Source organism: Pseudomonas sp. H3_E04, from assembly GCF_054668915.1.
Genome location: NZ_CP162797.1, coordinates 623,935 through 650,314 on the forward strand (window position 1 = coordinate 623,935; position 26,380 = coordinate 650,314).

Annotated in this window: 23 protein-coding genes and 4 tRNA genes; 22 read left to right on the forward strand and 5 right to left on the reverse strand. The window is 59.7% G+C overall.

Features of this window, described 5'->3' with window-relative positions; genetic code table 11:
* Nucleotides 1-144: 144 nt before the first annotated feature.
* The 17 genes from AB4N53_RS02805 to AB4N53_RS02885 all read left to right on the forward strand — a co-directional run bounded on the left by AB4N53_RS02805 (nucleotide 145) and on the right by AB4N53_RS02885 (nucleotide 18,533).
* On the forward strand, nucleotides 145-2,808 hold the full coding sequence (locus AB4N53_RS02805; RefSeq protein WP_460117942.1) for a FimV/HubP family polar landmark protein: 2,664 nt from the start codon (nucleotides 145-147) through the stop codon (nucleotides 2,806-2,808).
* 267 nt (nucleotides 2,809-3,075) lie between these two features.
* On the forward strand, nucleotides 3,076-3,900 hold the full coding sequence (gene truA, locus AB4N53_RS02810; RefSeq protein WP_181424119.1) for a tRNA pseudouridine(38-40) synthase TruA: 825 nt from the start codon (nucleotides 3,076-3,078) through the stop codon (nucleotides 3,898-3,900).
* Between the two features lie 64 nt (nucleotides 3,901-3,964).
* On the forward strand, nucleotides 3,965-4,597 hold the full coding sequence (locus tag AB4N53_RS02815; protein ID WP_460117944.1) for a phosphoribosylanthranilate isomerase: 633 nt from the start codon (nucleotides 3,965-3,967) through the stop codon (nucleotides 4,595-4,597).
* A 199-nt stretch (nucleotides 4,598-4,796) separates the two neighbouring features.
* Complete coding sequence (gene accD / locus AB4N53_RS02820; protein WP_016773939.1) at nucleotides 4,797-5,717, forward strand: acetyl-CoA carboxylase, carboxyltransferase subunit beta; 921 nt, start codon at nucleotides 4,797-4,799, stop codon at nucleotides 5,715-5,717.
* Complete coding sequence (gene folC / locus AB4N53_RS02825; RefSeq protein ID WP_460117946.1) at nucleotides 5,714-7,021, forward strand: bifunctional tetrahydrofolate synthase/dihydrofolate synthase; 1,308 nt, start codon at nucleotides 5,714-5,716, stop codon at nucleotides 7,019-7,021. The genes accD and folC overlap by 4 nt, the downstream gene beginning before the upstream one ends.
* Nucleotides 7,005-7,655, forward strand: a complete 651-nt coding sequence (locus tag AB4N53_RS02830; protein WP_460117948.1) for an SPOR domain-containing protein — start codon at nucleotides 7,005-7,007, stop codon at nucleotides 7,653-7,655. Before folC ends, AB4N53_RS02830 begins: the two co-directional genes overlap by 17 nt.
* A gap of 98 nt (nucleotides 7,656-7,753) precedes the next feature.
* A complete protein-coding gene (locus AB4N53_RS02835; protein WP_016773942.1) occupies nucleotides 7,754-8,314 on the forward strand; it encodes a CvpA family protein in 561 nt (186 codons plus the stop codon).
* Between the two features lie 41 nt (nucleotides 8,315-8,355).
* Complete coding sequence (purF, locus tag AB4N53_RS02840; RefSeq protein WP_460117950.1) at nucleotides 8,356-9,861, forward strand: amidophosphoribosyltransferase; 1,506 nt, start codon at nucleotides 8,356-8,358, stop codon at nucleotides 9,859-9,861.
* A gap of 71 nt (nucleotides 9,862-9,932) precedes the next feature.
* Nucleotides 9,933-11,144 carry an O-succinylhomoserine sulfhydrylase gene (locus tag AB4N53_RS02845; protein WP_460117952.1) on the forward strand — a complete coding sequence of 404 codons (1,212 nt, stop codon included), beginning with the start codon at nucleotides 9,933-9,935 and terminating at the stop codon, nucleotides 11,142-11,144.
* Nucleotides 11,141-11,917: an SDR family oxidoreductase gene (locus tag AB4N53_RS02850; RefSeq protein ID WP_263469561.1), complete on the forward strand. Its 777-nt coding sequence runs from the start codon at nucleotides 11,141-11,143 to the stop codon at nucleotides 11,915-11,917. The genes AB4N53_RS02845 and AB4N53_RS02850 overlap by 4 nt, the downstream gene beginning before the upstream one ends.
* Nucleotides 11,918-12,093: 176 nt before the next feature.
* Nucleotides 12,094-12,169: transfer RNA gene (locus AB4N53_RS02855), tRNA-Val, on the forward strand.
* A 55-nt stretch (nucleotides 12,170-12,224) separates the two neighbouring features.
* Nucleotides 12,225-12,301 (forward strand) — tRNA-Asp (locus AB4N53_RS02860).
* 92 nt (nucleotides 12,302-12,393) lie between these two features.
* Nucleotides 12,394-12,470: transfer RNA gene (locus AB4N53_RS02865), tRNA-Asp, on the forward strand.
* 488 nt (nucleotides 12,471-12,958) lie between these two features.
* Entirely contained in the window at nucleotides 12,959-15,790 is a 2,832-nt protein-coding gene (locus AB4N53_RS02870; RefSeq protein ID WP_460117957.1) for a xanthine dehydrogenase family protein molybdopterin-binding subunit, read from the forward strand.
* Nucleotides 15,783-16,322, forward strand: a complete 540-nt coding sequence (locus AB4N53_RS02875) for a (2Fe-2S)-binding protein (protein ID WP_101159989.1) — start codon at nucleotides 15,783-15,785, stop codon at nucleotides 16,320-16,322. Before AB4N53_RS02870 ends, AB4N53_RS02875 begins: the two co-directional genes overlap by 8 nt.
* 2 nt (nucleotides 16,323-16,324) lie before the next feature.
* Entirely contained in the window at nucleotides 16,325-17,560 is a 1,236-nt protein-coding gene (locus tag AB4N53_RS02880) for a c-type cytochrome (protein WP_460117961.1), read from the forward strand.
* A gap of 1 nt (nucleotide 17,561) precedes the next feature.
* Complete coding sequence (locus AB4N53_RS02885; protein ID WP_460117964.1) at nucleotides 17,562-18,533, forward strand: XdhC family protein; 972 nt, start codon at nucleotides 17,562-17,564, stop codon at nucleotides 18,531-18,533.
* A 43-nt stretch (nucleotides 18,534-18,576) separates the two neighbouring features.
* Here the strand turns inward: AB4N53_RS02885 and AB4N53_RS02890 are convergent, their stop codons facing one another.
* Entirely contained in the window at nucleotides 18,577-19,860 is a 1,284-nt protein-coding gene (locus tag AB4N53_RS02890; RefSeq protein WP_460117967.1) for an NAD(P)/FAD-dependent oxidoreductase, read from the reverse strand.
* 183 nt (nucleotides 19,861-20,043) lie between these two features.
* Here AB4N53_RS02890 and AB4N53_RS02895 point away from each other — a divergent pair.
* Nucleotides 20,044-20,120 (forward strand) — tRNA-Val (locus AB4N53_RS02895).
* A gap of 462 nt (nucleotides 20,121-20,582) precedes the next feature.
* Nucleotides 20,583-21,038 carry a DUF2214 family protein gene (locus tag AB4N53_RS02900; protein ID WP_460117970.1) on the forward strand — a complete coding sequence of 152 codons (456 nt, stop codon included), beginning with the start codon at nucleotides 20,583-20,585 and terminating at the stop codon, nucleotides 21,036-21,038.
* A 217-nt stretch (nucleotides 21,039-21,255) separates the two neighbouring features.
* Here AB4N53_RS02900 and csrA read toward each other — a convergent pair whose 3' ends face one another.
* Nucleotides 21,256-21,450, reverse strand: a complete 195-nt coding sequence (gene csrA / locus AB4N53_RS02905; protein WP_003179932.1) for a carbon storage regulator CsrA — start codon at nucleotides 21,448-21,450, stop codon at nucleotides 21,256-21,258.
* Between the two features lie 250 nt (nucleotides 21,451-21,700).
* Here csrA and AB4N53_RS02910 point away from each other — a divergent pair, with 250 nt between their 5' ends.
* Nucleotides 21,701-22,069, forward strand: coding sequence for an SPOR domain-containing protein (locus AB4N53_RS02910; RefSeq protein WP_460117973.1), 369 nt, complete (start codon nucleotides 21,701-21,703; stop codon nucleotides 22,067-22,069).
* 86 nt (nucleotides 22,070-22,155) lie between these two features.
* Here the strand turns inward: AB4N53_RS02910 and AB4N53_RS02915 are convergent, their stop codons facing one another.
* The 3 genes from AB4N53_RS02915 to AB4N53_RS02925 form a co-directional block, all read right to left on the reverse strand.
* Nucleotides 22,156-22,845, reverse strand: a complete 690-nt coding sequence (locus AB4N53_RS02915; RefSeq protein ID WP_024012402.1) for an endonuclease — start codon at nucleotides 22,843-22,845, stop codon at nucleotides 22,156-22,158.
* A 4-nt stretch (nucleotides 22,846-22,849) separates the two neighbouring features.
* The gene (locus AB4N53_RS02920; protein ID WP_016774035.1) at nucleotides 22,850-23,119 is read right to left on the reverse strand and encodes a DUF1654 domain-containing protein; all 270 of its coding nucleotides are present in this window, start codon (nucleotides 23,117-23,119) and stop codon (nucleotides 22,850-22,852) included.
* A gap of 197 nt (nucleotides 23,120-23,316) precedes the next feature.
* Nucleotides 23,317-24,405 (reverse strand): asparaginase, encoded by a 1,089-nt coding sequence (locus AB4N53_RS02925; RefSeq protein WP_460117977.1) that lies wholly within the window; start codon nucleotides 24,403-24,405, stop codon nucleotides 23,317-23,319.
* A gap of 334 nt (nucleotides 24,406-24,739) precedes the next feature.
* Between AB4N53_RS02925 and AB4N53_RS02930 the strand changes: the two genes are divergently transcribed.
* Together AB4N53_RS02930 and AB4N53_RS02935 are read left to right on the forward strand one after the other, a co-directional pair.
* On the forward strand, nucleotides 24,740-25,186 hold the full coding sequence (locus tag AB4N53_RS02930; RefSeq protein WP_460117980.1) for a hypothetical protein: 447 nt from the start codon (nucleotides 24,740-24,742) through the stop codon (nucleotides 25,184-25,186).
* Nucleotides 25,187-25,385: 199 nt separating this feature from the next.
* Entirely contained in the window at nucleotides 25,386-26,342 is a 957-nt protein-coding gene (locus AB4N53_RS02935; protein ID WP_460117983.1) for a substrate-binding domain-containing protein, read from the forward strand.
* Nucleotides 26,343-26,380: the final 38 nt, after the last annotated feature.

A 26,380-nucleotide genomic window follows, 5' to 3' on the forward strand; every position in this document is an offset into this window, starting at 1 on the left:
ATGACGAGTCACCCTCCGGGACTTTCCGGGGCAGCACAGAAATGATCGCGCGCGGCGACCCTCGTCGTCGCGTGCAATGCCTTACGGCAGCGGTATTCAAAAGCTTCTCGCTGGCCGAGGAACGTTCAAACAAAGGATGAGGCTATGGTTCAAGTTCGCAAACTGGTGTTAGCAATAGCGGCCGCCTCGGCGCTGTCCTCCGGTATGGCGCATGCCCTCGGGCTCGGGGAGCTGACCCTGAAGTCGACCCTGAACCAGCCGTTGGTGGCTGAAATCGAGCTGCTCGACGTCAAGGATCTCACTGCCGCCGAGGTGGTGCCGAGCCTGGCTTCCCCTGAAGATTTCGCCAAGGCCGGCGTCGATCGTCAGGCTTTTCTCAATGACCTGACGTTCACCCCGGTGCTCAACGCCAACGGCAAAAGCGTGTTGCGCGTGACCTCGAGCCAACCGCTGTCGGAACCGATGGTGAAGTTCCTCGTGCAGGTGATGTGGCCCAATGGCCGCCTGCTGCGTGATTACAGCGTGCTGCTCGATCCGTCGAAGTTCTCGCCGCAGACCGCTGACGCTGCCGCGCAACCGGCGCCGTCACAGACCATCACTGCGCCAACCACTGGCGCCACCCATCGCAATCAATACACCACCACGCCGCGCGACACCCTGTGGGAAATCGCCGCGAAGGCGCGCAATGGCGGCTCGGTGCAGCAGACCATGCTGGCGATTCAGGCGCTCAATCCGAATGCCTTTATCGACGGCAACATCAACCGCCTGAAAACCGGTCAGGTGTTGCGTCTGCCGGACCCGGTGCAAAGCACCGCGTTGCCGCAATCGGCAGCCATCGCTGAAGTGGCGGCGCAGAACGAAGCCTGGCGTCAGGGCCGTCGTTACGTGGCCAAGCCTGGCACCGGTCAGCAGCAGTTGGATGCGACCAATCGTGGCCGAGGCAACACGGGGGCGGCGCCCAATACTCAGGACAACCTGAGCCTGGTCTCGGCGGAAAGCGCCAAGCCCGGCGCAAAAGGCCCGGCGGGCGACGCCAAGGCACTGAGCAACAAACTGGCAATCACTCAGGAAAACCTCGACACGACCCGTCGTGACAACGAGGAACTGAAAAGCCGCATGGCTGATCTGCAGAGCCAGTTGGACAAGCTGCAAAAACTCATCGAGCTGAAGAACAATCAATTGGCGAAGATGCAGGCCGACGGCGCTGGCGCCGGCGCTGCGCCTGGCGCCAACGGTGCTGTGCCGCCGGTGCCGGCGATCACTGCCGAACTGGCCGCGACGCCGCCAGCCACTCCTGCCGACGCCGCAGCGGCTTCACCGACTCCCGAATCGGCCATCGCGCCGCCGGCGGAAACCCCGGTTGAGCCAGTCGTCGAGCCGGTGGTCGAAACCACGCCGCCTGCTGCCGACGATGACAAAGCCTTCAACGAACTGCTGACCAATCCGATCCTGCTCGGCCTGATCGGCGGCGGTGCGGTGGTTCTGCTGCTTCTGCTGTTGCTGCTGGCGCGCCGTCGCAAAGCCCAGCAGGAGGCCGAAAAGCACCTGCGCATGGCCCGCGCTCTGGCTGAAGAGCAAGAGTTCTCCGCTGAGCAGGATCTGCCGGAAAGCAGCTTCTCTGGCCTGGAAACTCCAGCGGCCAGCGTCAAACTCAATACGCCCGCTCCGGCACCTGCGCCAACTCCAGCACCGGTCGTCGCTCCGGTGGTGATGGCTGCGCCGATTGCCGCGCCTCTGGTGGCCCCGGCCGGCGAACGCTCTGATGACGTGCTCGACAAAGCGCAATCGCACATCAATGCCGGTCGCCTGAATCAAGCCGCCGCGCTGTTGGAAGAAGGCGTCAGCCTCGAGCCGGAACGCAGCGATCTGCGCCTGAAGCTGATGGAAGTCTACGGCCAGCAGGGCGACCGCGATGCGTTCGTCGCGCAAGAGCGTCAACTGGTGGCTAACGGCGACAACTTCGCCAAGGTTGAAGCACTGAAAAGCCGCTTCCCGGCCATGGCGGTGGTCGCTGCCGGTGGACTGGCGGCTGCCGCCGTCGCTGCCGAGCTGGACGCGCAGTACGTCAAGGAATTGTTGCAGGACGAGCCACAAGCGCCTGAGGCTGCCGCTGACGATCTCGACACGGCGTTCGATTTGAGCTTGGACGATCTCGACAACATCACCCCGGTCGATCCTGCGCCAGTGGCCGAGCCAGAAACGCCGGTCGAGCTCGACGCGTTCCCGGCTGAAGACGATCTGAGCTTCGCCTCGGTGCTGCAAGAGCAGACCGAGATGAAAGACAATCTCGACGATCTGTCGGACTTCGATCTGGACATGGATCTCGGCGCCGAACCATCGCCGGCCACGTTGGCTGAAGATGACTTCCTGCTGGATCTGGACGACGGCGTGAAGGACTTGCCACCGGTCGAAACGCCGGTAGTTGCTGACGTGCCGCAGGACGACCTGGAGCTGCCAGCCGATTTCGACCTGTCACTGGCCGACGAAATGGACAGCAACCCAGCCGCCGAGCCGGACGCCTTCGCGGCCGAGCTGGACGACGTCAATGCCGAGCTGGATCGCCTGTCGCAAAGCATGGCCGAGCCGAGCTTCACCGAAGCGGACGCTGCGTTGGGTGACGATCTGGGCGAAGACGATTTCGACTTCCTCGCCGGCACTGACGAAGCCGCGACCAAACTCGATCTGGCCCAGGCCTACATCGACATGGGCGACGCCGACGGTGCGCGTGACATCCTCAACGAAGTGTTGACCGAGGGTGATGAGAAGCAGCGGGGCGAGGCCAAGGAAATGCTTTCCAACCTGGCGTAAGTTCAGCGGTAAACGATAAGCGGCAGCCCGGTGGGGCTGCCGTTTTTGTTTGTGCCGAATTCTGCGGTGTCTGATCGATTGCTTTCGCGAGCAGGCTCGCTCCCACAGGGGGGACGCATTGCAAATGTGGGAGCGAGCCTGCTCGCGAAGAGGGCGGTACTGCCGATAGAGAACTCTGGCATCCCCAGCCCACCGCCTTATAATGCCCGCCTTTGCAAATCAGCAGGCTGTCCCATCTTGGCAAACATAGATAACCCGGTCGCGGAAATGGCGCCCGACGGCTTTTACCGTGTAGCGCTGGGCGTTGAGTACAAAGGCTCGCGCTACAGCGGCTGGCAGCGGCAGCTGACCGGCGTGGCAACGGTGCAGGAAGAGCTTGAAAAAGCCCTGTCGAAAGTCGCCAATTCGCCGGTTTCCCTGCAATGCGCCGGGCGTACCGATGCCGGCGTGCATGCCTGCGGCCAAGTGGTGCACTTTGACACTCAAGTTGATCGCTCGCTGAAAGCCTGGGTCATGGGCGCCAACATCAATCTGCCCCATGACATCAGCGTCAGCTGGGCCAAGGTCATGCCGGCGCATTTTCACGCGCGGTTCAAAGCCATTGCCCGGCGTTATCGCTACGTGATCTACAACGATCAGATCCGCCCGGCGCATCTCAACGAAGAAATCACCTGGAATCATCGCCCGCTTGACGCCGAGCGCATGGCCGAGGCGGCGCAGTACCTGATCGGTACCCACGATTTCAGCGCGTTCCGGGCCGGTCAATGCCAGGCCAAGTCGCCGATCAAGAAGATGCATCACCTGCGCGTGACCCGTCACGGCAAGATGATCGTGCTCGACATTCGTGCCAATGCCTTCCTGCATCACATGGTGCGCAATATTGCCGGTGTGCTGATGACCATCGGTGCCGGGGAGCGCCCGGTGGAGTGGATGAAGGAAGTGCTGGAGAGTCGCGAGCGCCGCTCCGGCGGGGTGACGGCGCATCCGTACGGGCTGTATCTGGTACAGGTCGAGTACCACGACGAATTCCCGTTGCCAGAGCGTTTTATCGGGCCACATTTCCTTACGGGTTTCTCCGAACTTGACGGCTGACGCCCTCGAACGCTTTTGTTACCATCCGGGACGTTTTCGGATTTTGCCTTGAGGTTTTCCTGACATGTCAGCCGTTCGCAGCAAGATCTGCGGCATTACCCGCATCGAAGATGCGCTGGCCGCCGTCGAAGCCGGCGCCGATGCGATTGGTCTGGTGTTCTACGCCAAGAGCCCGCGTGCAGTGAACGTGCAGCAGGCAAGGGCGATCATCAAGGCGTTGCCGCCGTTCGTCACCACCGTGGGGCTGTTCGTCAATGCCAGTCGTTGCGAGCTTGGAGAAATCCTCGATGCGGTGCCACTGGATCTGCTGCAATTCCATGGCGACGAAAGCGCGGAGGAGTGCGAAGGCTGGCATCGTCCGTACATCAAAGCACTGCGAGTCAAGGCTGGCGATGACATTGCCGCCGCCTGCGATGCCTTTCCCGGCGCCAGTGGCGTACTGCTCGACACGTATGTCGAAGGGGTGCCCGGCGGAACCGGCGAGGCGTTTGACTGGTCACTGATTCCGCAACACCTGAGCAAACCGCTGATTCTGGCTGGTGGCCTGACGCCGGAGAACGTTGCCGGCGCGGTGGCACAGGTCAAGCCCTACGCGGTGGATGTCAGCGGCGGGGTAGAGGCGAGCAAAGGCATCAAGGATCACCACAAGATTCGCGCATTCATCAACGCGGTGCGCGGCAATACATCGTCGATGTGACGGCTGGCAGTCTGCCGCCGTCCATCAATGCACTTGCACAAAGCAGGCGCGGCTGAGGGTTGCTGAATCGTACGCAGGTCATGTTTCGCGCTGACCGCGACTCTTCATCGATCATCGCCACACACATGAATTTAGCTCAAGGGCATACGCGGGGCTGCGAACCAGAGCGTTCGGGCCGCCGGTACTGGAGAAAGAAAGCATGAGCAACTGGTTAGTAGACAAACTGATCCCTTCGATCATGCGCTCGGAGGTCAAGAAGAGCTCGGTGCCTGAAGGTCTGTGGCACAAATGCCCATCCTGCGAGGCGGTGTTGTACCGTCCGGAGCTGGAAAAGACCCTGGACGTTTGCCCCAAGTGCAACCACCACATGCGCATTGGCGCACGTGCGCGCATCGACATTTTCCTCGATCCGGAAGGCCGCAACGAACTGGGTGCTGACCTGGAGCCGGTTGACCGTCTGAAATTCCGCGACGGCAAGAAGTACAAGGATCGCCTGGTTGCTGCGCAGAAGCAGACCGGCGAAAAAGACGCGCTGATTTCGGTCAGCGGTACCCTGCTGGGCATGCCGGTGGTAGTTTCGGCGTTCGAATTCAACTTCATGGGCGGTTCCATGGGCGCCATCGTCGGTGAGCGCTTCGTGCGCGCTGCCAACTACGCACTGGAAAATCGCTGCCCGATGATCTGCTTCGCCGCCTCCGGTGGTGCACGCATGCAGGAAGCGCTGATCTCGCTGATGCAGATGGCCAAGACCTCGGCCGTGCTGGCGCGCCTGCGTGAAGAAGGCATTCCATTCATTTCCGTACTGACCGACCCGGTCTACGGTGGTGTTTCCGCCAGTCTGGCGATGCTTGGCGACGTCATCGTTGGCGAGCCGAAAGCCCTGATCGGCTTCGCCGGTCCACGTGTCATCGAGCAGACCGTGCGCGAGAAACTGCCGGAAGGCTTCCAGCGCAGCGAATTCCTGCTGGAGCACGGCGCCATCGACATGATTATTCACCGTCAGGAACTGCGCCCGCGTCTGGGTAACCTGCTGGCGCAGATGACCGGCAAGCCGACGCCGAAATTCGTTGCCGCGCCAATCGAGCCGATCGTGGTACCGCCGGTGCCTGCCAACGTATGACCCAGCGCACCCTTGGTGAATGGCTCGCCTACCTCGAGCAGTTGCATCCGTCGGCCATCGACATGGGCCTGGAGCGTTCGCAACAGGTAGCGTCCCGCATGGGGCTGGGCCAGCCGGCGCCTCGGGTGATCACGGTCACCGGCACTAACGGCAAAGGTTCGACCTGTGCGTTCGTGGCTTCGTTGCTACGCGCGCAGGGCCTGAGCGTTGGCGTCTACAATTCTCCGCACCTGCTGCGTTACAACGAGCGGGTGCAGCTCAACGGCGTCGAAGCCACTGACGCGCAGCTCTGCGAAGCCTTTGCTGCGGTCGAGGCGGGCCGCGGCGAGACTTCCCTGACTTACTTCGAAATGGGCACTCTGGCAGCGTTCTGGCTGTTTCAGCAGTCTGCGCTTGACGCTGTAGTGCTTGAAGTGGGTTTGGGTGGGCGTCTGGACACGGTCAATGTGGTCGATGCCGATATCGCGCTGGTCACTAGCATTGGCGTTGATCATGCCGATTATCTAGGCGATACCCGCGAGTCCGTAGCCTTCGAGAAGGCCGGAATCTTCCGCCAGGGCAAGCCCGCTTTGTGTGGCGATCTGAATCCTCCGCAACCACTGCTCGACAAGGCACGCGAACTGGCGTGTCCGTTTTTCCTGCGTGGACGCGATTTCGATCTTGGCATCACCGAGCAGCATTGGCAGTGGCGCGGTACCGATGCGCAGGGCCAGGCGGTCGAACTGCGTGACTTGCCGCTGCTCGATCTGCCGATGGAGAACGCCGCGCTGGCGTTGCAGGCCTATCTGCTGACAGGGTTGCCGTGGAATGCCGCACAGATTGTCCCTGCATTGCAGGCGACACGCGTGGTCGGACGCCTCGATCGTCGTTCGTTCGAGTGGAATGGCAAGCGCCTGAATCTGTTGCTGGACGTCGGTCACAATCCGCATGCCGCTGAATATCTTGCGCGTCGTCTGGCGGCGCGGCCGCCGGCTGGCAAGCGCCTGGCGGTGTTCGGCCTGCTGGCGGACAAGGATCTCGATGGTGTTGTTGGCGAATTGAATGCTAGTGTCGCGCATTGGGCTGTCGCACCGCTGGATTCGCCGCGCGCGCGTCCGGTGGCTGAACTTGAGGCAGTGCTGCAGAACCTTGGTGCTTCGGTTACGTCCTATGCCAGCGTTGCGGCCGCTCTGGAAGGGCAGTGCGCGGTTGCGACCAGCGACGACGAGATTCTCTTGTTCGGATCATTTTATTGTGTCGCCGAGGCCCTTGAATGGCTGGCCCGGCGCTCCACGGAGGAAGCGGCAAATGGCTTTGCTGGATAAAGCGTACAAGCAGCGCATGGTCGGCGCTTTGGTGCTGGTGGCGCTGGCGGTGATCTTCCTGCCGATGCTGTTTTCCCGTCAGGACGAGCAGCGTCAGGTGACCGTCGAGGCCCCGGCTGCGCCTCAACCTTCGGCCATGCCGCAAGTGCAAATGGACCCGGTGGCTGTGCCTGAGCCGCAGGCTCTGCCGCAAGAGCCGGTGCCGACCGACGAAGAAGTTGCTGAAGAAACCGCGCCGGCCGCACCGGCTGCTCCGGCACCGACCATCCCTGCGCAGATCGCCCGCCCGGCAACGCCGCCACCGGTGGCCAAGCCGATTCCGGCGCCGGCTCAGCCGATTACATCCGCAACCAGCAAGCCTGACACCACGCAGAGCCGCGTCGATGCGAACGGTCTGTCGGTAAGCTGGTCGGTGCAACTGGCCAGTCTGTCGAGTCGTGCCAGCGCCGAAAGCCTGCAGAAGAACCTGCGCAGCCAGGGTTACAACGCGTATATCCGTTCGGCCGATGGCAAGAATCGGGTTTTCGTCGGTCCGCTGATCGAACGTGCCGAAGCCGATCGTCTGCGCGATCTGCTCAGCCGTCAGCAGAACCTCAAAGGCTTCGTTGTCCGTTTTCAGCCTGAACGTGGCTGAAATCTATCACCTCGATTGAAAAGCACTGACAATCGCAGCTTACCGACAGCCATGCGCTCTGCTAAAATGCGCCGCCTTATCCGTCTGTAGGCTGCACTGTGCCATTTACCTGGGTTGACTGGGCGATCGTTGCAATCATCGCCATCTCCGCATTGATCAGTCTGAGCCGCGGCTTCGTGAAAGAAGCATTATCGCTGCTGACCTGGATCATCGCAGGAGCGGTTGCCTGGATGTTTGGTGGCTCACTGTCCGAGTACCTCGCCGGATACATCGAAACCCCATCGGCTCGCGTGATTGCGGGCTGTGCCATCATGTTTGTCGCCACACTGATCGTGGGCGCAATGATCAATTATCTTATCGGCGAGTTGGTTCGCGTCACCGGGTTATCCGGGACCGATCGATTCCTCGGCATGGCCTTCGGCGCAGCGCGTGGCGTGTTGCTGGTGGTCGTGGCGGTCGGGCTGTTGAGCCTGGGGCCGGTACAGCAGGACGGGTGGTGGAAAGAATCACAGCTCGTGCCCAAGTTTCTATTGGTCGCCGACTGGTCCAAAAACCTGATACTCGGGTGGAGCAGTCAGTGGCTTGCCAGCGGAATCAGCGTACCCGCTGAGATTCCGTTCAAGGAGCAGCTCTTGCCGACGGCGAAAACGCCTCAGTGAGTGTTGCTCAGTTCAGATCCATTAAGTAGGGGTTGCGTCGCATGTGTGGCATCGTCGGTATCGTCGGTAAGTCGAACGTCAATCAGGCGCTGTATGACGCGCTAACCGTGCTCCAGCACCGCGGCCAGGACGCTGCCGGTATCGTGACCAGCCATGATGGCCGGTTGTTCCTGCGCAAGGATAATGGCCTGGTGCGTGACGTGTTCCAGCAGCGTCACATGCAGCGTCTGGTCGGCCACATGGGTATCGGCCACGTCCGTTACCCGACTGCCGGCAGCTCGACGTCGGCCGAAGCCCAGCCGTTCTACGTCAACTCGCCTTACGGCATCACCTTGGCGCACAACGGTAACCTGACCAACGTTGAACAGTTGGCCAAAGAGATCTACGAATCCGATCTGCGTCACGTCAACACCAGTTCCGACTCGGAAGTGCTGCTCAACGTCTTCGCCCACGAACTGGCCCAGCGCGGCAAGCTGCAGCCGACCGAAGAAGACGTGTTCGCCGCCGTGACCGACGTGCACAACCGTTGCGTGGGTGGCTACGCCGTCGTTGCGATGATCACCGGTTACGGCATCGTCGGTTTCCGCGACCCGCACGGCATCCGTCCGATCGTGTTCGGCCAGCGTCATACCGACGAAGGCGTCGAATACATGATTGCCTCGGAAAGCGTTTCGCTGGACGTGCTCGGGTTCACCCTGATCCGCGACCTCGCCCCGGGCGAAGCGGTGTACATCACTGAAGACGGCAAGCTGCACACCCGTCAGTGCGCAACCAACCCGTCGCTGACTCCGTGCATTTTCGAACACGTCTACCTGGCGCGTCCGGACTCGATCATCGATGGCGTCTCGGTGTACAAGGCGCGTCTGCGCATGGGTGAGAAACTCGCCGAGAAAATCCTGCGCGAGCGTCCTGAACACGATATCGATGTGGTCATCCCGATTCCGGACACCAGCCGTACTGCAGCGCTGGAACTGGCCAATCACCTGGGCGTGAAATTCCGCGAAGGCTTCGTCAAGAATCGTTACATCGGTCGCACCTTCATCATGCCGGGCCAGGCTGCGCGCAAGAAGTCGGTACGCCAGAAGCTCAACGCCATCGAGCTGGAATTCCGTGGCAAGAACGTCATGCTGGTCGATGACTCGATCGTGCGCGGCACCACCTGCAAGCAGATCATCCAGATGGCCCGCGAAGCCGGCGCGAAAAACGTCTACTTCTGCTCGGCGGCACCTGCAGTGCGCTTTCCGAACGTCTACGGTATCGACATGCCAAGCGCCCACGAACTGATCGCCCACAACCGTTCGACCCAGGACGTGGCTGATCTGATCGGCGCCGACTGGCTGATCTATCAGGACCTGCCTGACTTGATCGAAGCGGTCGGCGGCGGCAAGATCAAGATCGAAAACTTCGATTGCGCGGTATTCGATGGCAAGTACGTGACCGGTGACGTCGACGAGGCTTACCTGGACAAGATCGAACTGGCGCGCAACGATGCCTCGAAGGTCAAGACCCAGGCAGTCAGTGCGATCATCGATCTGTACAACAACTGAGTTTCCACCGGCCCTGAGGGGCCGGTTTTGTATCTGATATTTATTGTTCGAGAACAGCAAGGAGAGACAGCATGAGTCAGGAATGGGATGCCGGTCGGCTGGACAGCGACCTCGAAGGCGTAGCGTTCGATACCCTGGCCGTCCGTGCCGGTCAGCACCGCACGCCGGAAGGCGAGCACGGTGATCCGATGTTCTTCACCTCCAGCTACGTGTTCCGCACCGCTGCCGATGCGGCGGCGCGCTTTGCCGGCGAAGTGCCGGGTAACGTCTACTCGCGTTACACCAACCCGACCGTGCGCGCATTCGAAGAGCGCATTGCCGCGCTGGAAGGCGCCGAGCAAGCCGTCGCCACGGCAACCGGCATGGCCGCGATCATGGCGGTGGTGATGAGCCTGTGCAGCGCGGGCGATCACGTGCTGGTGTCGCGCAGCGTGTTCGGCTCGACCATCAGCCTGTTCGAGAAGTACTTCAAGCGCTTCGGCGTCGAAGTCGATTACGTACCGCTGGCCGATCTGTCGGCCTGGGATGCGGCAATCAAATCCAACACCAAACTGCTTTTTGTCGAATCGCCGTCCAATCCGTTGGCCGAACTGGTGGATATCGCCGCGCTGGCAGAAATTGCTCATGCCAAGGGCGCGCACCTGGTGGTCGACAACTGCTTCTGCACCCCGGCGTTGCAGCAGCCGCTGAAGCTCGGCGCGGACATTGTCGTGCACTCGGCGACCAAGTTCATCGACGGTCAGGGCCGCTGCATGGGCGGCGTTGTCGCCGGTCGCAGCGAACAGATGAAAGAAGTAGTCGGCTTCCTGCGGACCGCCGGGCCGACCCTCAGCCCGTTCAATGCGTGGATCTTCCTCAAAGGGCTCGAGACGCTCAACCTGCGCATGAAAGCTCATTGCGCCAACGCTCAGGCGCTGGCCGAATGGCTGGAGCAGCAGGACGGCATCGAGAAAGTCCATTACGCCGGTCTCAAGAGCCATCCGCAGCACGAGTTGGCCCAGCGCCAGCAGAAGGGCTTCGGTGCGGTGGTCAGCTTCGAGGTCAAGGGCGGCAAAGAAGGCGCCTGGCGCTTTATCGATGCCACGCGGTTGATTTCGATCACCGCCAATCTCGGCGACAGCAAAACCACCATCACCCATCCGAGCACTACCTCCCACGGCCGTCTGGCGCCGCAGGAGCGTGAAGCGGCAGGCATTCGTGACAGCCTGATCCGCGTCGCGGTCGGTCTGGAAGATGTGGCTGACCTGCAAGCCGACCTGGCGCGCGGTCTGGCGGCGTTGTGATCGAGTTGTCCACACCGGCGGCCAATACCCATGGCCGCGTGGCGCTGGTCACTGGCGCTGCGCGCGGCATTGGCCTCGGAATTGCCGCCTGGCTGATCAGCGAAGGCTGGCAGGTGGTGCTGACCGATCTCGATCGGGCACGTGGTTCTAAAGTGGCGAAGGTGCTCGGCGAGAACGCCTGGTTCATCGCCATGGACGTCGCAGACGAAAATCAGGTCGCGCTGGGCGTGGCCGAGGTATTGGGGCAGTTTGGTCGCCTCGATGCGCTGGTCTGCAACGCAGCGGTGGCCGATCCGCACAACATCACTCTGGAAAGCCTCGATCTGGCGTATTGGAATCGGGTGCTGGCGGTGAATCTGAGCGGGCCGATGTTGCTGGCCAAGCACTGTGCGCCTTATCTGCGTGCGCACAACGGTTCGATCGTCAATCTGGCCTCGACCCGTGCGCGACAGTCGGAGGCGGACTCCGAGGCGTATGCGGCGAGCAAGGGCGGGCTGTTGGCGCTGACCCATGCGCTGGCAATCAGCCTTGGACCGGAAATCCGCGTGAACGCAGTCAGTCCCGGCTGGATTGATGCGCGTGATCCCTCAGTGCGTCGCGCCGAACCTTTGGCCGATGCCGATCATGCCCAGCATCCGGCGGGCAGGGTAGGGACGGTCGAGGACGTGGCGGCGATGGTGGCGTGGTTGCTGTCGAGGAATGCCGGCTTTGTCACCGGCCAGGAATTCGTTGTCGATGGCGGCATGACCAAGAAAATGATTTACGAGCAGTGAAAGGTAGCTTCGAGCTTCAAGCTGCGAGCTAAAGCAAGACGCTGATGTGCCTGCTTTAGGTGATCCTGCTTTTTCTTGCAGCTTGCAGCTAAAACCCGTTTTTGAAAAAAACTCCAATCCTGCTATTGACTTAGCTTCGCCACCTGCGTAAATTTCGCGGCCTCGGAGATGCAAACGGGTGATTAGCTCAGCTGGGAGAGCGTCTGCCTTACAAGCAGAATGTCGGCGGTTCGATCCCGTCATCACCCACCACTCCCGAGAAGCTTGCGCAAGCAAGAGAGTAGGCTGAAAGTGCCTGCACCGACGCGCAGCGGTAGTTCAGTCGGTTAGAATACCGGCCTGTCACGCCGGGGGTCGCGGGTTCGAGTCCCGTCCGCTGCGCCATATTTTCGAGTCAGATTCATCTGGTTCGCGATTGCCAGGCACCGAAGCCTGCAATCAAAACGAGTTACTTGAGCGCAAGCTCAAAGCGATACGCAGCGGTAGTTCAGTCGGTTAGAATACCGGCCTGTCACGCCGGGGGTCGCGGGTTCGAGTCCCGTCCGCTGCGCCATATCTGTTTCAAGGACCACTGAACGCCTTGAAACGCCGAAACCAGCCATTGGCTGAATCGGATCGATAGCAAAAACCCTGGTCGAAAGGCCGGGGTTTTTTGTGTCTGAAATTTGGCTATTCCTCTTCCTCTCTCCTGAAGCCAATGCAAATCCTGTGGGAACGAGCCTGCTCGCGAAAGCGCCGGCACATTCAAAATCTGTATTGCCTGGAAAACCCTTTCGCGAGCAGGCTCGCTCCCACATAGGCACGCTCTGTCATCTCGGCGGATCGGATGCGGTGCCACGTCGCATTGATTTTTTTGATTATTTAGTCAGGTTTTTGTAACTGGTTGTTTGCTGCGGGCGCAGAAACCTTTAAAGTTAACCTTTCGGTCAGCTTTGCACTGTCAACACAGCTCTTTGCTTCGCCAGAAAGAGCTTCTGCACGACTCGAGATTCCCAGTAGATAACCACAAGGGCGGACCTATAACCGCCCAGAGGATGATCCATGTCCAACCGTGAAATATCCCGGCGCTCGTTCCTTCAGGGCGGGCTGGTGGCGGGTGTGAGCGTTACGCTTACGCCGCTCAGCAGTCAGGCGCTGGCTGCCTTGATGGAAAACAGCGTCACCGTGCCGTCCGAAAAATGGCTCGGCAATAACGGCAAGGCGCGGCAACGCAATGATGCCCTGTCCAAGGTCTGCGGCAGCAAGGTCTTCGCCCGCGACATCCGCGCCAAGGACATGCCCGGCTGGCCTGAGCAACAGGGCCACGCGATGCTGCTGAAAACCATCAAGGCCGACCGTATCTACGCAGGCTACGACCTGTCGTGGCTCGGTGCCGATCTGCAGCCGGACCGTATCGTTACCGCTGCCGATCTGGACAAGGACGGTATCGTCTTCCCCGAAGAGCACGCGCCTGATCCATTGCTGCCCGAAGGCAAAGTGCCGATGTTCATCGGTCACCCGGTAGCGATTCTGATCTGGAACGACTTTGAGCGTTTCCGTCAGGCCAAGAATCAACTCAAATTCAATGACAAAGCGATTCGTTACGGCGCCACAGTGCCGTTCTACGAAGGCGATCCCTACGGCAGCTTCCGCTACGTGCGCGTCGGTGGCGCGACATCGGCGGACGAAGACGAGTTCGCCAGTCTCAAGGATTCGATCCTGTTCCCGATGCTGAAAAACCGCCGTCCGGTGTGGAATGCATCGCCGAACCTGCATGGCAACCTCACCGAGCGCGGGCTGTTCTACGCCGACCGCATGAAGCAGGAAATCGACACGCCGCCAGACAACTGGCTGGTCTTCGATGAGCGCTACAAAACCCCGTCGATCGAACCGGCTGCCCTCGAGCCGGACAACGGCAACGGCTGGTACGACCCGAAAACCAAAACCCTGCATTTCGTCGTGGCGACGCAATGCCCACTGGAAGTCGCGACCGAGACCGCGAAGATGATCGGGCCGTCGCGTTTCGGCCTGGCCAATCTGAACATGCACCCGGGCTATACCGTCGGCTATGGCTCCAAAGACCACAATATTTTCGTCTACTATGCAGCCTTGGCCGCGCTGTACGGCGCCGGTGTGCCGGTACGTCTGGCCAACGACCGCTACGAGCAATTCCAGAGCGGCATCAAGCGTCACCCGTTCGACATCCGCTACCAGTTGGCCGTGGACAAGAACGACTACACCTTCAAGATCTTCCGCGCGGAAATGAGCGTGGACGGCGGCGGTCGGGTCAACTACAGCCCATCGGTGGCGGCGGTTGGAGCCACGGCTGCGCAGTCGATCTACTACATGCCACAGAACGATCTGCAGGTCACGGCGTACCACTCGCGCGCGGTCGAGGCGGGTTCGATGCGCGGTTACGGCACTCTGCAAAGCATGGCGGCCACCGAAATGATGGTCGACGAGATCGCCAATCGTCTGGGTGTCGACGCTATCGATTTGCGCCGCAGGAATGCCCTGCGTTCCGGTATGAAAAACACCCAGGGTGCAATCCCGGCCGGTGCACTGCGCCTGCATGAAATCCTCGACAAGGCCTCGGTGCACGAAGTCTGGAAAAACCGCGACACGATCAAGCAACAACGTGAAGCTGCAGACCCGGATAACTGGTACGGCGTCGGTTTCGCCATTTGCCAGAAAGACTTCGGCACTGGCTCCGAAGCGCCGATGGCCAGCATCGAATTCACCGCAGACGGGCGCATCACTCTGCGCCACATCGGTATCGAAATCGGTACCGGCATGTCCACCTCGCAAGCCTTGGTCGTCGCCGATTTCCTCGGCAGCCCGGCGCACGAGGTGAAGACCGGTGAAACCGAATGGCAGGAAATGCAGCTGATCACCAGCGGCAACCCTTACATCATGAGTCAGGCCGAGCAGGACAATCTGCTGCGCAACCCGCGCTGGGTTGGCAAGCTGGCGTCGGCGTCTTCGGCGACCAACTCCGCCTATTACTTCAGCCATGCAACCCGTGAGGCGGCGCGCGTGCTGTTCAACCACGGTTTGTGGCCGGCGGCGCTGGAGATCTGGCGCCAAGGTCCGTACGGCGGGCAGGCCAACCCTTACGTGGTGCGCCGTGAAGATGCGCATTGGGTCGACGGCAAGCTGACCGCCAACGGCATGCAGCCGCTGAGTTTTGAAGAACTGGCCAAACGCGCCCACGAACGCGGTCTGGTGACGGGCGCCACGGTGCACGGTTTCAACCGTTGGAGTTGGGCCGAGGCCGAGTACAGCATCGACGGCGTGCGCGAGCGCCTGCCGCTTGATGGTCTGGCGGTGAAGTATGGCGACGGCGCGCCGCAAGCGAAGAAGGCGCAGATGAACAGTGCTGGCTTCCACCTGCTCGATCGGCAGAACGTCAACTACCCGGTAGTCCAGCTGAACAACGCTGCCGTGACCTATTACAGTCCGGTCGCGACGCTGGTCGAGTTGAAGGTCAATAAAGGCTCGGCGGAAGTCCAGGTGCTCAACCACCATTCGTGGATCGAGTGCGGTCGTGTGCTGGTGGAAGAGTTGGTCAAGGGCCAGCTCGAAGGTGGTATTGCCATGGGTATTGGTCATGCGCTGATGGAGGAGATGCCGCTGTACGAAGGTGGCCCGGGGGAGGGTGACTGGAACTTCAACCGTTACCGTTTGCCGATGGCACGTCACGTGGCGGTGTGGAAGCAGACTGCGGAGATCCTGCCGCCGCTGTCGCCGAGCGATCCGTCCAAGGGCATCGCGGAGGTGGTGATGATCCCGATTGTCGGCGCCATCGGTAACGCCGTGGCGCACGCCATCGGTAAACGTGTTCGTGACTTGCCTATCACCGCTGTGCGCATCAAGGAGGCCCTCAATGGCTAACCGTCCGCTTCAACTGACCCTCAATGGTCAATCCGTCGGCCCGGTGGACATCCCTGATGACCTGCCGATGATCGACTACCTGCACGAATACAAAAACCTCACAGGCTCGCGGCTGGGCTGCGGTCAGGGGATCTGCCACGCCTGCGTGGTGATCGTCGATAACCCCGACGGCACCAGCGAAGAAGTGCGTACCTGCATCACCGGTGCGCATTACTTCGAGGGCAAGAAAGTCCGCACCATCGAAGGCCATGCCAGTCGCGACGAGCAGGGCCAGGTCACTGAGCTCAATCCGATCCAGCAGCGCTTTGTCGACGAGTTCGCTTTCCAGTGCAGCTACTGCGCGCCAGGCTTCGTCAACGCCGCGACTGTGCTGGTGGAAAAGCTGCAACGCCAGCCGATCGTCAAAAGTCAGCTGGAACAGGTGATCGAGGACAGCCTCGGCCATCACGTCTGCCGCTGCACCGGGTACGTGCGTTATTACAACGCCACGCGCAACGTGCTGACCGATCTCGGCCTGGTCAAGGAGGGTTGAGCATGAAGCGTTTACTGACCCGCTTGGCCCTCGCGGTCGGCGTCGCTGCGCCAGTGTTTTTTGCCCACGCCGAGGATCAGGTCAAGCGCGGCGAATACCTCGCCCGCGCCGCCGACTGCATGGCTTGCCACACCGCTCCGGGTGGCGCGCCGTATGCCGGCGGCCTGCCGATCGTCTCGCCATTCGGCACGATCTACGGCACCAACATCACCCCGAGCAAAGAGCACGGCATCGGTCTGTACAATGATGACGAGTTCTTCGCTGCGTTGACCGAAGGCAAACGGCGCGACGGTGCGAACCTGTATCCAGCGATGCCGTACACCTCGTATCACCTGATGCCGCGCGCCGATTCCGATGCGATTCACGCGTATCTGAAAACCATCGAGCCGATCGAACGCGCCGCACCGGTGACCAGCCTGAGCTTTCCGTTCAACGTGCGTCTGGGCCTGACCGGCTGGAACATGCTCTACGGCAAAGAGGTCAAACTGGAACCCGCCGAGGGCAAAAGTGCGGCGTGGAAGCGTGGCCAGTACATGGTCGACGTTCTCGGTCACTGCGGTGAATGTCACACGCCACGCGGTCTGCCCGGCGCGATGCAAATGGACAAGCGCATGACCGGCGGCATCCTCAATGGCTATCTGGCACCGAGCCTGCTGGCTACCGACCTGGCCGCGCGCGGCTGGAATCAGCAGGATCTGAGTACGTTTCTCAAGCACGGCATGAGCGCGCAAGGGACGATGTTCAATGAGATGTTCCCGGTGTTTCACAACAGCACTCAAGGTCTGAGCGATGCTGATCTGGCGGCAATGGCGACGTTCCTGCTTGGCGAGCAACCGCCGCCAGCCAAAGAGCTCGTCGAGGTGCCGTTTGACAAGCTCAGCCCGAGTGCGCAGCGCGGCCGTCAGGAATACCTGAACGTCTGCGCCGGTTGCCACGCCGCTGGCGGTGAAGGCAAGCCGCACATTGCGGTGGCCATGCGCGGCAACACCACGTTGCGTCTGGAAGATCCGCGCAACCTGTTGCGAGTGATTGAGGATGGCATCGGCGAACAGAAGTTCTCAGGGTTCGAGCACATGCAGCCGATGCCGGGTTTTGCTGAAAAGCTCAATCCTGAGCAATTGACCGATCTGCTCAACTACCTGCGTCAGGGTTGGGGCGGGCAGAGCGCTGAACTGGCGGTGAGCGAAGTGCAGAAGCTGCAAGCCGACGCGCCGAGCGTCGAGCACAAGGCCCACTGATATGCAGCATCTCGATCTGCAAGTGGTGCGTCGAGCGCTGGAATGGTCGGTGGCCGGGCAGCGAATCTGGCTGTGCACGGTGCTCACCGCTTATGGCTCGGCACCTCGCGCACCGGGTTCGCTGCTCGCGGTGAACGAAGGCGGGCAGTGGGTCGGTTCGCTGTCGGGCGGTTGCGTCGAGGAGGATTTTCTTGAGCGCGTCGCCGAAGGTGCATTTCTCGAAGCGGTCAGCGTTGTGCGTTACGGCGAAGGCGATGATCCGCGCTCGCGGGTCAGTCTGCCTTGTGGCGGCATTCTCGATGTGTTGGTGGAGAAACTTGACGCCGACTGCGCGGTGCAGGCGCATCTGCGTGAACTGGAATCGGCGCTGCTGGGTCAGCGTCGGCTGCTTCGCGAAGTCGATCTGGCCAGCGGTGCGCGCGCTCTGTTTGCTGATCGCGAGCAGGGTGCGCGGATCGAGCGTGAGATCGATCGGGTGCGCATCCGTATCGGTGCCGCACAGCGTTTGTTGCTCGCTGGCTACTCCAGTGTGGCGCAGGCCTGTGCCGAGTTCGCGGTAGGGCTCGGCTTCGAAGTGATTCTCTGCGATCCGCGTGATGAAGTGCTTGAAGGTGTGGTGCTCAATGGCGTGGAGATCCGTCGGCAGTTGCCTTCGGTGTTCATTGCCGACGGTGGCTGCCATCGCGACACAGCAGTGGTGGCGCTGACCCACGATCCGCGTATCGACGATCTGGCGATGATGGAAGCGGTGCGCACCGAGGCGTTTTACATCGGTGTGATGGGATCGCAGCAGACGTCGCAAAAGCGCTTCGAGCGCTTGCGCCGCATTGGCGGTCTGGGTGAGGCGGAGCTGGCGCGGATTCATGCGCCGATCGGCCTCAACCTCGGCAGCAAGACGCCGGCGGAAATTGCGCTGGCGGTGCTGGCGGATATCCTGCGGATTCGCAGCGGGATCGCTCGGGACCAGTTGTAAGTGCTACGCGTAAACAAAAAGGGCCGCAATGTGCGGCCCTTTTTTACATCCCGAATTTGTCGCGCAGCCCGTAATACCAGGCGCCCAGCGCGGCAAACGGAGTGCGCAGCAATTGCCCGCCGGGAAAAGGATAGTGCGGCAGGTCGGCAAAGGCATCGAAACGCTCCGCCTGGCCGCGCAACGCTTCTGCGAGGACCTTGCCCGCCAAATGCGTGTAGGTGACGCCATGACCGCTGCAGCCCTGCGAGTAATAGATGTTGTCGCCCAGGCGTCCGACCTGCGGCAAGCGCGACAGGGTCAGCAAAAAGTTGCCGGTCCAGGCGTAGTCGATCTTCACGTCTTTGAGTTGCGGGAAAGCCTTGAGCATCTTCGGGCGGATGATCGCTTCGATGTTCGCCGGATCGCGAGCGCCATAAACCACGCCGCCGCCGAAGATCAAGCGCTTGTCGGCGGTCAGACGGTAGTAGTCGAGGAGATAGTTGCAGTCCTCGACGCAGTAATCCTGCGGCAGCAATGCTTTCGCCAGCTCGTCACCCAGTGGCTCGGTAGTGATCACTTGAGTGCCGCACGGCATTGATTTGGCCGCCAGTTCCGGCACCAGATTGCCGAGGTAGGCATTGCCGGCGACGATGATGAACCTGGCCCTGACCTTGCCTTGCGGTGTATGCACAACCGGATTGGCACCGCGCTCGATGCGCACGGCAGGTGATTGCTCATAGATAGTGCCGCCGAGAGACTCGACTGCCGCCGCTTCACCGAGCGCCAGGTTCAGCGGATGGATGTGGCCGCCGCTCATATCGAGCATGCCGCCGACGTATTGATCGCAACCCACCACTTCGCGAATGCGGCGTTGATCCATCAATTCCAGCTGAGTGTGGCCGAAACGTTCCCACAGACGTTTCTGTGATTCCAGATGACCCATTTGTTTGGCGGAAAGGGCTGCGAATACGCCGCCGTCTTTCAGGTCGCACTGGATGTTGTATTTGGCCACGCGCTCGCGAATGATCCGGCCACCTTCGAAGGCCATCTCGCCCAGCAGTTGCGCCTGCTTGGGGCCGACGGTGCGTTCGATGACATCAATGTCGCGGCTATAACTGTTGACGATCTGTCCGCCGTTACGCCCCGAAGCGCCAAAACCGACTTTGGCCGCTTCCAGTACCGTCACGCGCAAGCCGTTTTCCAGCAGGAACAAAGCAGAGGAAAGCCCGGTATACCCGGCGCCGATCACACAGACGTCCGTCTCCACATCATCCTGCAGTACAGGACGGGGCGGTACGGCATTTGCCGACGCAGCGTAATAAGACTCTGGGTATTGGGTGTTTGCCATCCTGCCGCCTCTGTTTAATATATTTTACGAGTGCGTCGATCCTACCCGAGTTGAAAAACCTCCGCCAGCCACCGAAAATTCTTCGTCGCTGAGCCGAAATTAAATATTTTGCATATTCATAGGGTTAGGTGAAAAAAAGGTGTTGACACCCCTCCGGAATTCCGTAGAATGCCGCCTCACAGCAGGCACGTAGCTCAGTTGGTTAGAGCACCACCTTGACATGGTGGGGGTCGTTGGTTCGAGTCCAATCGCGCCTACCAAACAAAATCCGCTCTGCTGGGCGGTCTGGAAGGGCTCACCGAAAGGTGAGCCCTTTTTTGTTGTCTGTGATTTATTCCGCGTCGTTCCCAGTCATTTCCGCCTCGCTCTGTTCAACTCTCCTTCCATTACTGTTTGCGCAAAATGATCAAGCGCCATTTTGGTGCGTTCCTCTTTCATGTAGTCGTTGAAAACATCTGAATATCCAAAGGCTTACAGCTCTTTTTCTCCAACCGGTTATCGAAAAAGCCTTGTTGCATGTTGGGAATTTAAGTAACATCCGTTCCGCGTTCACCACCACGGTTTATGCATTTTTAAATCCCAAGCTTCCATCAGCTGCTTGGGATTTTTTTTGCCTGCGATTTGGCGTTTGGCATCTGTCTCGCCGCCACCTTCAAGCGAGGCCCCGCTTTTTCGTCTACTACTGATTGGCCGAAGTCATCTCTCTATAAAGGAGTGCATCGATGCTGGGTCAGTGGATTCTTGCGGCTATTCACCTATTCGCATTTGCCCTCGCGTTCTGGGCGGCGCTGACGCGCGGCAGTGCGTTCGGCCGGCTCTCGGCGGGTACTGGAGACATCAAGCGCGTTCTGCTCGCGGATAACCTGTGGGGGCTTTCAGCTTTGACGCTATTGGTTACCGGTGGGATGCGTGCGTTTGGTGGGTACGAGAAGGGGGCTGACTATTACCTGCATCAACCACTGTTTCACCTGAAGATGACGCTGTTCGTGCTGATCCTTCTTATGGAGCTTGCACCGATGATCACGCTGATCAAATGGCGCATCGCATCATCACGCGGGATGGAGCTTGATACCGGACGTGCGAAGTTGTTTGCGCGAATCAGTCATGTTGAAGCGCTGCTGCTGATCTTGATGATGGTCGCGGCAACAGGCATGGCGCGTGGGGTGATATTCGCTTAGAGGGCGAAATTCTCCGCGCTCTATCGGAAACGTCCGACAGCCAGCTCCCGAGGTGAAAGGTAATATCGGCGCAACAGAGGAGGGGGTGGAAGTGAAGGGAATCTGCATGCTTCAGGCGCCGTGCCCAGTGGGGGAATTGCGGATGGCTAAACGGCGCGTGAATCTTTAGCCAGTCTTGCGCGGCGGCAAAAGGACTGGCTACGTGAGGCGGTGTGGCTCAGGGGGTTTGCGGCTTGTCCGGAGCGGTCAGGCCGGCCTGGATGCGTTGGTAAATTTCTTCACGGTGCACTGCCACGTTTTTCGGAGCGTTGATGCCGATGCGGACCTGTTGGCCGCTGACTCCGAGGATGGTGATCGTGATGTCATCACCAATGTTTATGCTTTCACCGACTTTGCGGGTGAGTATCAGCATGGTCTTCTCCTTGATTGCTTTGTAGGGCACCTGATTCAGACAGTGCAGAGGTCGGTGGTATCTATAGATTAGTGCGAAGTCTCACGGTTTGGGTGCCTCTTTCTGACGCGCAGATGCGGCATTAATTCCCAGGGCGTAACTATACAGAGGCTGCAATCATCATTCTCGTTGTTTTGTGCCCATTTTGCGGGGCTCGCGAAGTATTTATGAATGATAAGATCGCCGCTTTACGAATTCCGAGGAAAGCGTTGTGCGCAAATTGGTTTGGCTGGTAGCGGCACTGGCATTGGCAGGCTGCGGTGAAGGCAAGAATGTAGATGCGCCAAAGCCTGAGACGAAGGTCGCGGCAGCGCCGGTGGCGGCCGCTGCGCCACAGTGGGATCTGGAAGTGCGCGGCGAAACGCCTCAGGCCGTCAGTGACCTGAGTGGCTGGTTGATCGAGCACGCTTTCGTTCCGACGGTCGTCAAGGACGGCAACGGTAAAACACGCATTCTGATCGGTCCTTTCAATTCCCAGGCTGACGCCGAAGCGCGCAAGGTGCAGGTGGATGCGGCGTTGGTAAAAGCCAAGAAACAAAATATTGAATCGGTGGTAATTGAGCATCCGCTCACGCCATAAACGTAGCGCTTTCAACGCTGGTTGAACGCGGAAAATGAAAAAGGCCCCGAGCATAACGCTCGGGGCCTTTTCTATTCGTGCTGTGATTAACCGCAGGCTTTCAGATTCACCGAGCCGACAAACTCATTGCCGCGCCCCATCACGCAGGCCACGCTCTGGTTGCGCTGACGTTCCCAGTCCTGCACTGGATAGGTCTTGTCCCACGCTTCGTACAACTGCCGATCTTGCTTCGATAGACGCAGGCCGTATTGTTTGCTCATATAAAAATAGGTGCGGGCGATCATGCCGCGAATCGATGGGCGGGGCATGACCTTCTTCGCTTTGAAATCGACCTGGGTCAGGCAGGAACCGTACTGGCCCGATTGTACCGGCAACCAGCCGTAACTGAAGTTGCTGCGGTCACCGTTGACCTCACCAATGCTCGGTACCAGGTTATGCAAATCTGCTTCGGCCTTTTGATAAACCGGATCGTAGCGGGTGCAGTTCTTGCGTCCGCCTTGTTGCCAGCACTGTCGTTGATGCCCGATCTGCCAGGCCGGCACGATGTGCTCCCATTCGATCCTCGATGCGCGTTTGGCGTTCTTGCGCGGCACATAACCGCAAGCCTTCAGATCGACCTTGTTACCGGTGTACTTGCAGCCGCAATAAAACTCGGTGGACTGCGGTGCATAAAGTTTCCACGCAGCTTTTTTTGCTTCCGAAAAGGTTCGTGGGGCGCCAGCCTGGGCGCCCATGGCGAAAAACAACAACAGCAAAGCAACACAGCGGACACTCATTGAATCAATCTTCCTTCGGCACAACCCAAAAAATCTGCACGCCACCGTCATCGCGATAAGCGAGGGTAACGTTGTCGTTCTCGTCGATTTCCTCGAGCAAGCGCTCCCAGTCGTCCATCGGCTCATCCGGCAAGCGGAAAATCAGTGCGGCTTTGGCTTTTTGTGCGGTGGGGGAGTTGATGATTTTCTGAACGCGCATACCCATGCGTTCGTAAGCGTCAGGAGCAGCAGGAGAGGTGGCCACGAGGTTATCCTTATTAAGCTGTACGTGCATACAGTATTTAACTGTAAGCGATTTCGCAACTGCTTAAAATTCAAGAAAATCCTCTGACAGCAGGTTTCCGGTTTTGGTGTAAGGCTTGGCGAGTTTTTGTGGGAGAAATGCTTGGAGGATGTAAGCGAGTCACCACCTGCCAAGTCCGGCAGGTGGTGAACAATTGCCCGATCGAGAACTGATCAGGCGAAGGTCAATCAATATTCCCAGAACATCCGTTGCAGTTCTTTGCTGTCGTTGGTCTTGGTCAGCGCGACCATCGCCAGGATGCGAGCTTTTTGCGGGTTCAGATCGTGAGCGACAACCCAGTCGTATTTGTCGTCAGGCTGTTCGGCGTTGCGCAGGACAAAACCGCCGGCGTTGACGTGGGACGAACGAATGATCTGCACGCCATCCTTGCGCAGTGCTTGCAGGGACGGGACCACGCGGGAAGATACCGAACCGTTGCCAGTGCCCGCGTGGATGATCGCTTTGGCACCGGATTGGGCGAGTGCCTTGTAGGCGGTATCGCTGACATTGCCGTATGAGTAGGCAATTTCTACGTCAGGCAGGCTCTTGATGTCTTTGATGTCGAATTCCGAATCCATGGTGTGACGCTTGGCCGGCAGGCGGAACCAGTAGGATTTGCCTTCGACCACCATGCCCAGCGGGCCCCAGGCACTTTTGAATGCTTCGGTCTTGATGTTGATCATTTTGCTGACGTCGCGACCGGACTGGATCTCGTCGTTCATGGTCACCAGCACACCTTTGCCGCGCGCTTCTTTGCTGCTCGCCACGGCGACGGCGTTGTACAGGTTGAGCATGCCGTCTGCCGACATGGCAGTGCCCGGGCGCATCGAGCCGACGACGATGATTGGCTTGTCGGTCTTTTCGACCAGGTTCAGGAAGTAGGCGGTTTCTTCCAGGGTGTCTGTGCCGTGGGTAATGACGATACCGTCGACGTCCTTGCTATCAGCCAGCTCGGAAACGCGACGACCCAATTGCAGCAGATTGTCGTTAGTGATGCTTTCCGAAGCGATCTGCATGACTTGTTCGCCACGCACATTGGCCAGTTTGCTCAGCTCGGGAATGCCGGCGATCAGTTGTTCGACACCGACTTTCGCTGCCTGGTAAGTGGCGCTGTTGGCAGCGCTTGCGCCAGCGCCGGCGATGGTGCCGCCCGTGGCGAGGACAACGACGTTGGCCAGTTTGGTCTGGGTTTCGACTTCTTTTGCCTGAAGGGCAGTAGGCAGGAGCAGGAGGAGGGCCAATGCGCCCGGAACCAAGGTATTGAAAGCAGATTTCATTATTTTTCTCTCTAGTCGTGAGACGGTGCTGATGCAGGTTCATCTAGATGCGCCCCGAGCCGATCTGAATGCTCGAGGTGCACGGGAGGGAGCAGGATTCATACCATGCGTAATGTGCTGGCGGAAAATGTTTAACCCGATGATTTAAATCAACATTTTTCGAAAGCTGGAGCATCGTTGAGGAGCGATCCATCCGGGATTCCGAACGACAGGAGGATTCGTGTTCGGCTCGCCGATAGGCGATCTCTGAAAAACGGGCGGGTGACAATTCCTGCTAAAGAAATGTGCGCCCAGGCCGATGCGTCCTCAAGGAAACCAATTTTCAGGAGTTCACATGTCACTTACGGTCGGTTTTGCCAATCCCGCTGCAGTTACCATCGGCGGTAAGACTGCAGCGACGATCAACACCCTGAACGACGCGACCAAAGAGGCATCGGCGCAGGCGCTGGGTTCCGAGAAAACCGAAACAAATCAGGTCAGAACCGGTGGCGGTCCTGTTCAGGAAGACAGCAAGGCCGAGAGCGGTGGCAATCAGAGCGTCACGGTCAAGACGTTACTCAAGCGCATGCAGGAGTTGCAGAAGCAACTTCAGGAACAACAGCAGCAACTGGCAGCAGCGCAGGCGGCGAGTTATCCGACTCCGGAAGCCAAGTCCCAGGCGATCATGTCCATCCAGGGACAGATCGCGCAGACCAGCGCGGCAATGACGGAAGTCGCGGGCGCATTGGTGAAGGAAATGTCCAAGGGCGCCAGCGGGGGGCTGGTCAACACCACTGCGTGATCTATCGATTGGGCGAGTCAGCGATTCGCCCTACAACAAATGACGATTTCTGATTGTTGACAAATGTCGGCTGGATTCTCATAGTTCGGTCTACGCAAACGTTTGCGCGGCTTTAACGGGGCAGATGTCCATCCAGCCGTGACGTAGCTTACGTCAGCGCAAATGTTGCTCACAATAATCATAAGATCGGAGTGAACCCATGAAGCTGCCATTCGCCGCACGTCTTCTTGCTGTCGCTATGCTGGCTGCCACAGCCGCCGCACTACCTGTCTCCTCGGCGTTCGCCGAATCCGCAGAAAAACCCAAAGTCGCGCTGGTCATGAAATCTTTGGCCAACGAATTCTTCCTGACCATGGAAGACGGCGCCAAGGCCTACCAGAAAGAACATTCCGCCGATTTCGATCTGATCTCCAACGGTATCAAAGACGAAACCGACACCGCCGGCCAGACTCGCATCGTCGAACAAATGATCCTGGCCAAGGTGAATGCACTGGTGATCGCGCCCTCTGACTCCAAGGCCATGGTGCCAGTTATCAAGAAGGCCGTGGACGCCGGTATCACGGTGATCAACATCGACAATCAGCTCGATCCCGCCGTGGTCAAAAGCAAAAATATCAACGTGCCGTTCGTAGGTCCGGACAACCGCAAAGGCGCACGCCTGGTCGGCGAATACCTGGCCAAGCAACTGAAGGCGGGCGACCAGGTCGGTATCATCGAAGGCGTGTCCACCACCACCAACGCGCAGGCACGCACGGCCGGTTTCAAGGACGCGATGGACGCCGCACAGATCAAAGTAGTCTCGCTGCAATCCGGTGACTGGGAAATCGACAAGGGCAACAAGGTTGCGGCTTCGATCCTCAGTGAATACCCGGACGTCAAAGCTCTGCTGGCTGGTAACGACAGCATGGCGGTCGGCGCCGTTTCCGCAGTCCGTGCCGCCGGCAAGGCTGGCCAGGTTCAGGTCGTAGGTTACGACAACATCAACGCGATCAAGCCGATGCTCAAAGACGGTCGTGTGTTGGCGACAGCTGACCAGTTTGCTGCGAAACAAGCAGTGTTCGGCATCGAAACCGCACTGAAAATCATCAAGGGCGAGAAAGTCGACAGCGGTGCCAACGGCGTGATCGAAACACCGGTCGAGCTGGTCACCAAGTAAGTCATCCGGCGACACAACGGCGCTCGTCCGACCGGGCG

What these genes read in the sequence shown, in the direction of transcription:
- AB4N53_RS02805 (WP_460117942.1), top strand. Translation starts at nt 145, where the DNA reads ATGGTTCAAGTTCGCAAACTGGTGTTAGCAATAGCGGCCGCCTCGGCG.
- truA (WP_181424119.1), top strand. Translation starts at nt 3,076, where the DNA reads ATGGCGCCCGACGGCTTTTACCGTGTAGCGCTGGGCGTTGAGTACAAA.
- AB4N53_RS02815 (WP_460117944.1), top strand. Translation starts at nt 3,965, where the DNA reads ATGTCAGCCGTTCGCAGCAAGATCTGCGGCATTACCCGCATCGAAGAT.
- accD (WP_016773939.1), top strand. Translation starts at nt 4,797, where the DNA reads ATGAGCAACTGGTTAGTAGACAAACTGATCCCTTCGATCATGCGCTCG.
- folC (WP_460117946.1), top strand. Translation starts at nt 5,714, where the DNA reads ATGACCCAGCGCACCCTTGGTGAATGGCTCGCCTACCTCGAGCAGTTG.
- AB4N53_RS02830 (WP_460117948.1), top strand. Translation starts at nt 7,005, where the DNA reads ATGGCTTTGCTGGATAAAGCGTACAAGCAGCGCATGGTCGGCGCTTTG.
- purF (WP_460117950.1), top strand. Translation starts at nt 8,356, where the DNA reads ATGTGTGGCATCGTCGGTATCGTCGGTAAGTCGAACGTCAATCAGGCG.
- AB4N53_RS02845 (WP_460117952.1), top strand. Translation starts at nt 9,933, where the DNA reads ATGAGTCAGGAATGGGATGCCGGTCGGCTGGACAGCGACCTCGAAGGC.
- AB4N53_RS02870 (WP_460117957.1), top strand. Translation starts at nt 12,959, where the DNA reads ATGTCCAACCGTGAAATATCCCGGCGCTCGTTCCTTCAGGGCGGGCTG.
- AB4N53_RS02875 (WP_101159989.1), top strand. Translation starts at nt 15,783, where the DNA reads ATGGCTAACCGTCCGCTTCAACTGACCCTCAATGGTCAATCCGTCGGC.
- AB4N53_RS02880 (WP_460117961.1), top strand. Translation starts at nt 16,325, where the DNA reads ATGAAGCGTTTACTGACCCGCTTGGCCCTCGCGGTCGGCGTCGCTGCG.
- AB4N53_RS02885 (WP_460117964.1), top strand. Translation starts at nt 17,562, where the DNA reads ATGCAGCATCTCGATCTGCAAGTGGTGCGTCGAGCGCTGGAATGGTCG.
- AB4N53_RS02890 (WP_460117967.1), bottom strand. Translation starts at nt 19,860, where the DNA reads ATGGCAAACACCCAATACCCAGAGTCTTATTACGCTGCGTCGGCAAAT.
- AB4N53_RS02900 (WP_460117970.1), top strand. Translation starts at nt 20,583, where the DNA reads ATGCTGGGTCAGTGGATTCTTGCGGCTATTCACCTATTCGCATTTGCC.
- csrA (WP_003179932.1), bottom strand. Translation starts at nt 21,450, where the DNA reads ATGCTGATACTCACCCGCAAAGTCGGTGAAAGCATAAACATTGGTGAT.
- AB4N53_RS02915 (WP_024012402.1), bottom strand. Translation starts at nt 22,845, where the DNA reads ATGAGTGTCCGCTGTGTTGCTTTGCTGTTGTTGTTTTTCGCCATGGGC.
- AB4N53_RS02920 (WP_016774035.1), bottom strand. Translation starts at nt 23,119, where the DNA reads ATGCACGTACAGCTTAATAAGGATAACCTCGTGGCCACCTCTCCTGCT.
- AB4N53_RS02925 (WP_460117977.1), bottom strand. Translation starts at nt 24,405, where the DNA reads ATGAAATCTGCTTTCAATACCTTGGTTCCGGGCGCATTGGCCCTCCTC.
- AB4N53_RS02930 (WP_460117980.1), top strand. Translation starts at nt 24,740, where the DNA reads ATGTCACTTACGGTCGGTTTTGCCAATCCCGCTGCAGTTACCATCGGC.
- AB4N53_RS02935 (WP_460117983.1), top strand. Translation starts at nt 25,386, where the DNA reads ATGAAGCTGCCATTCGCCGCACGTCTTCTTGCTGTCGCTATGCTGGCT.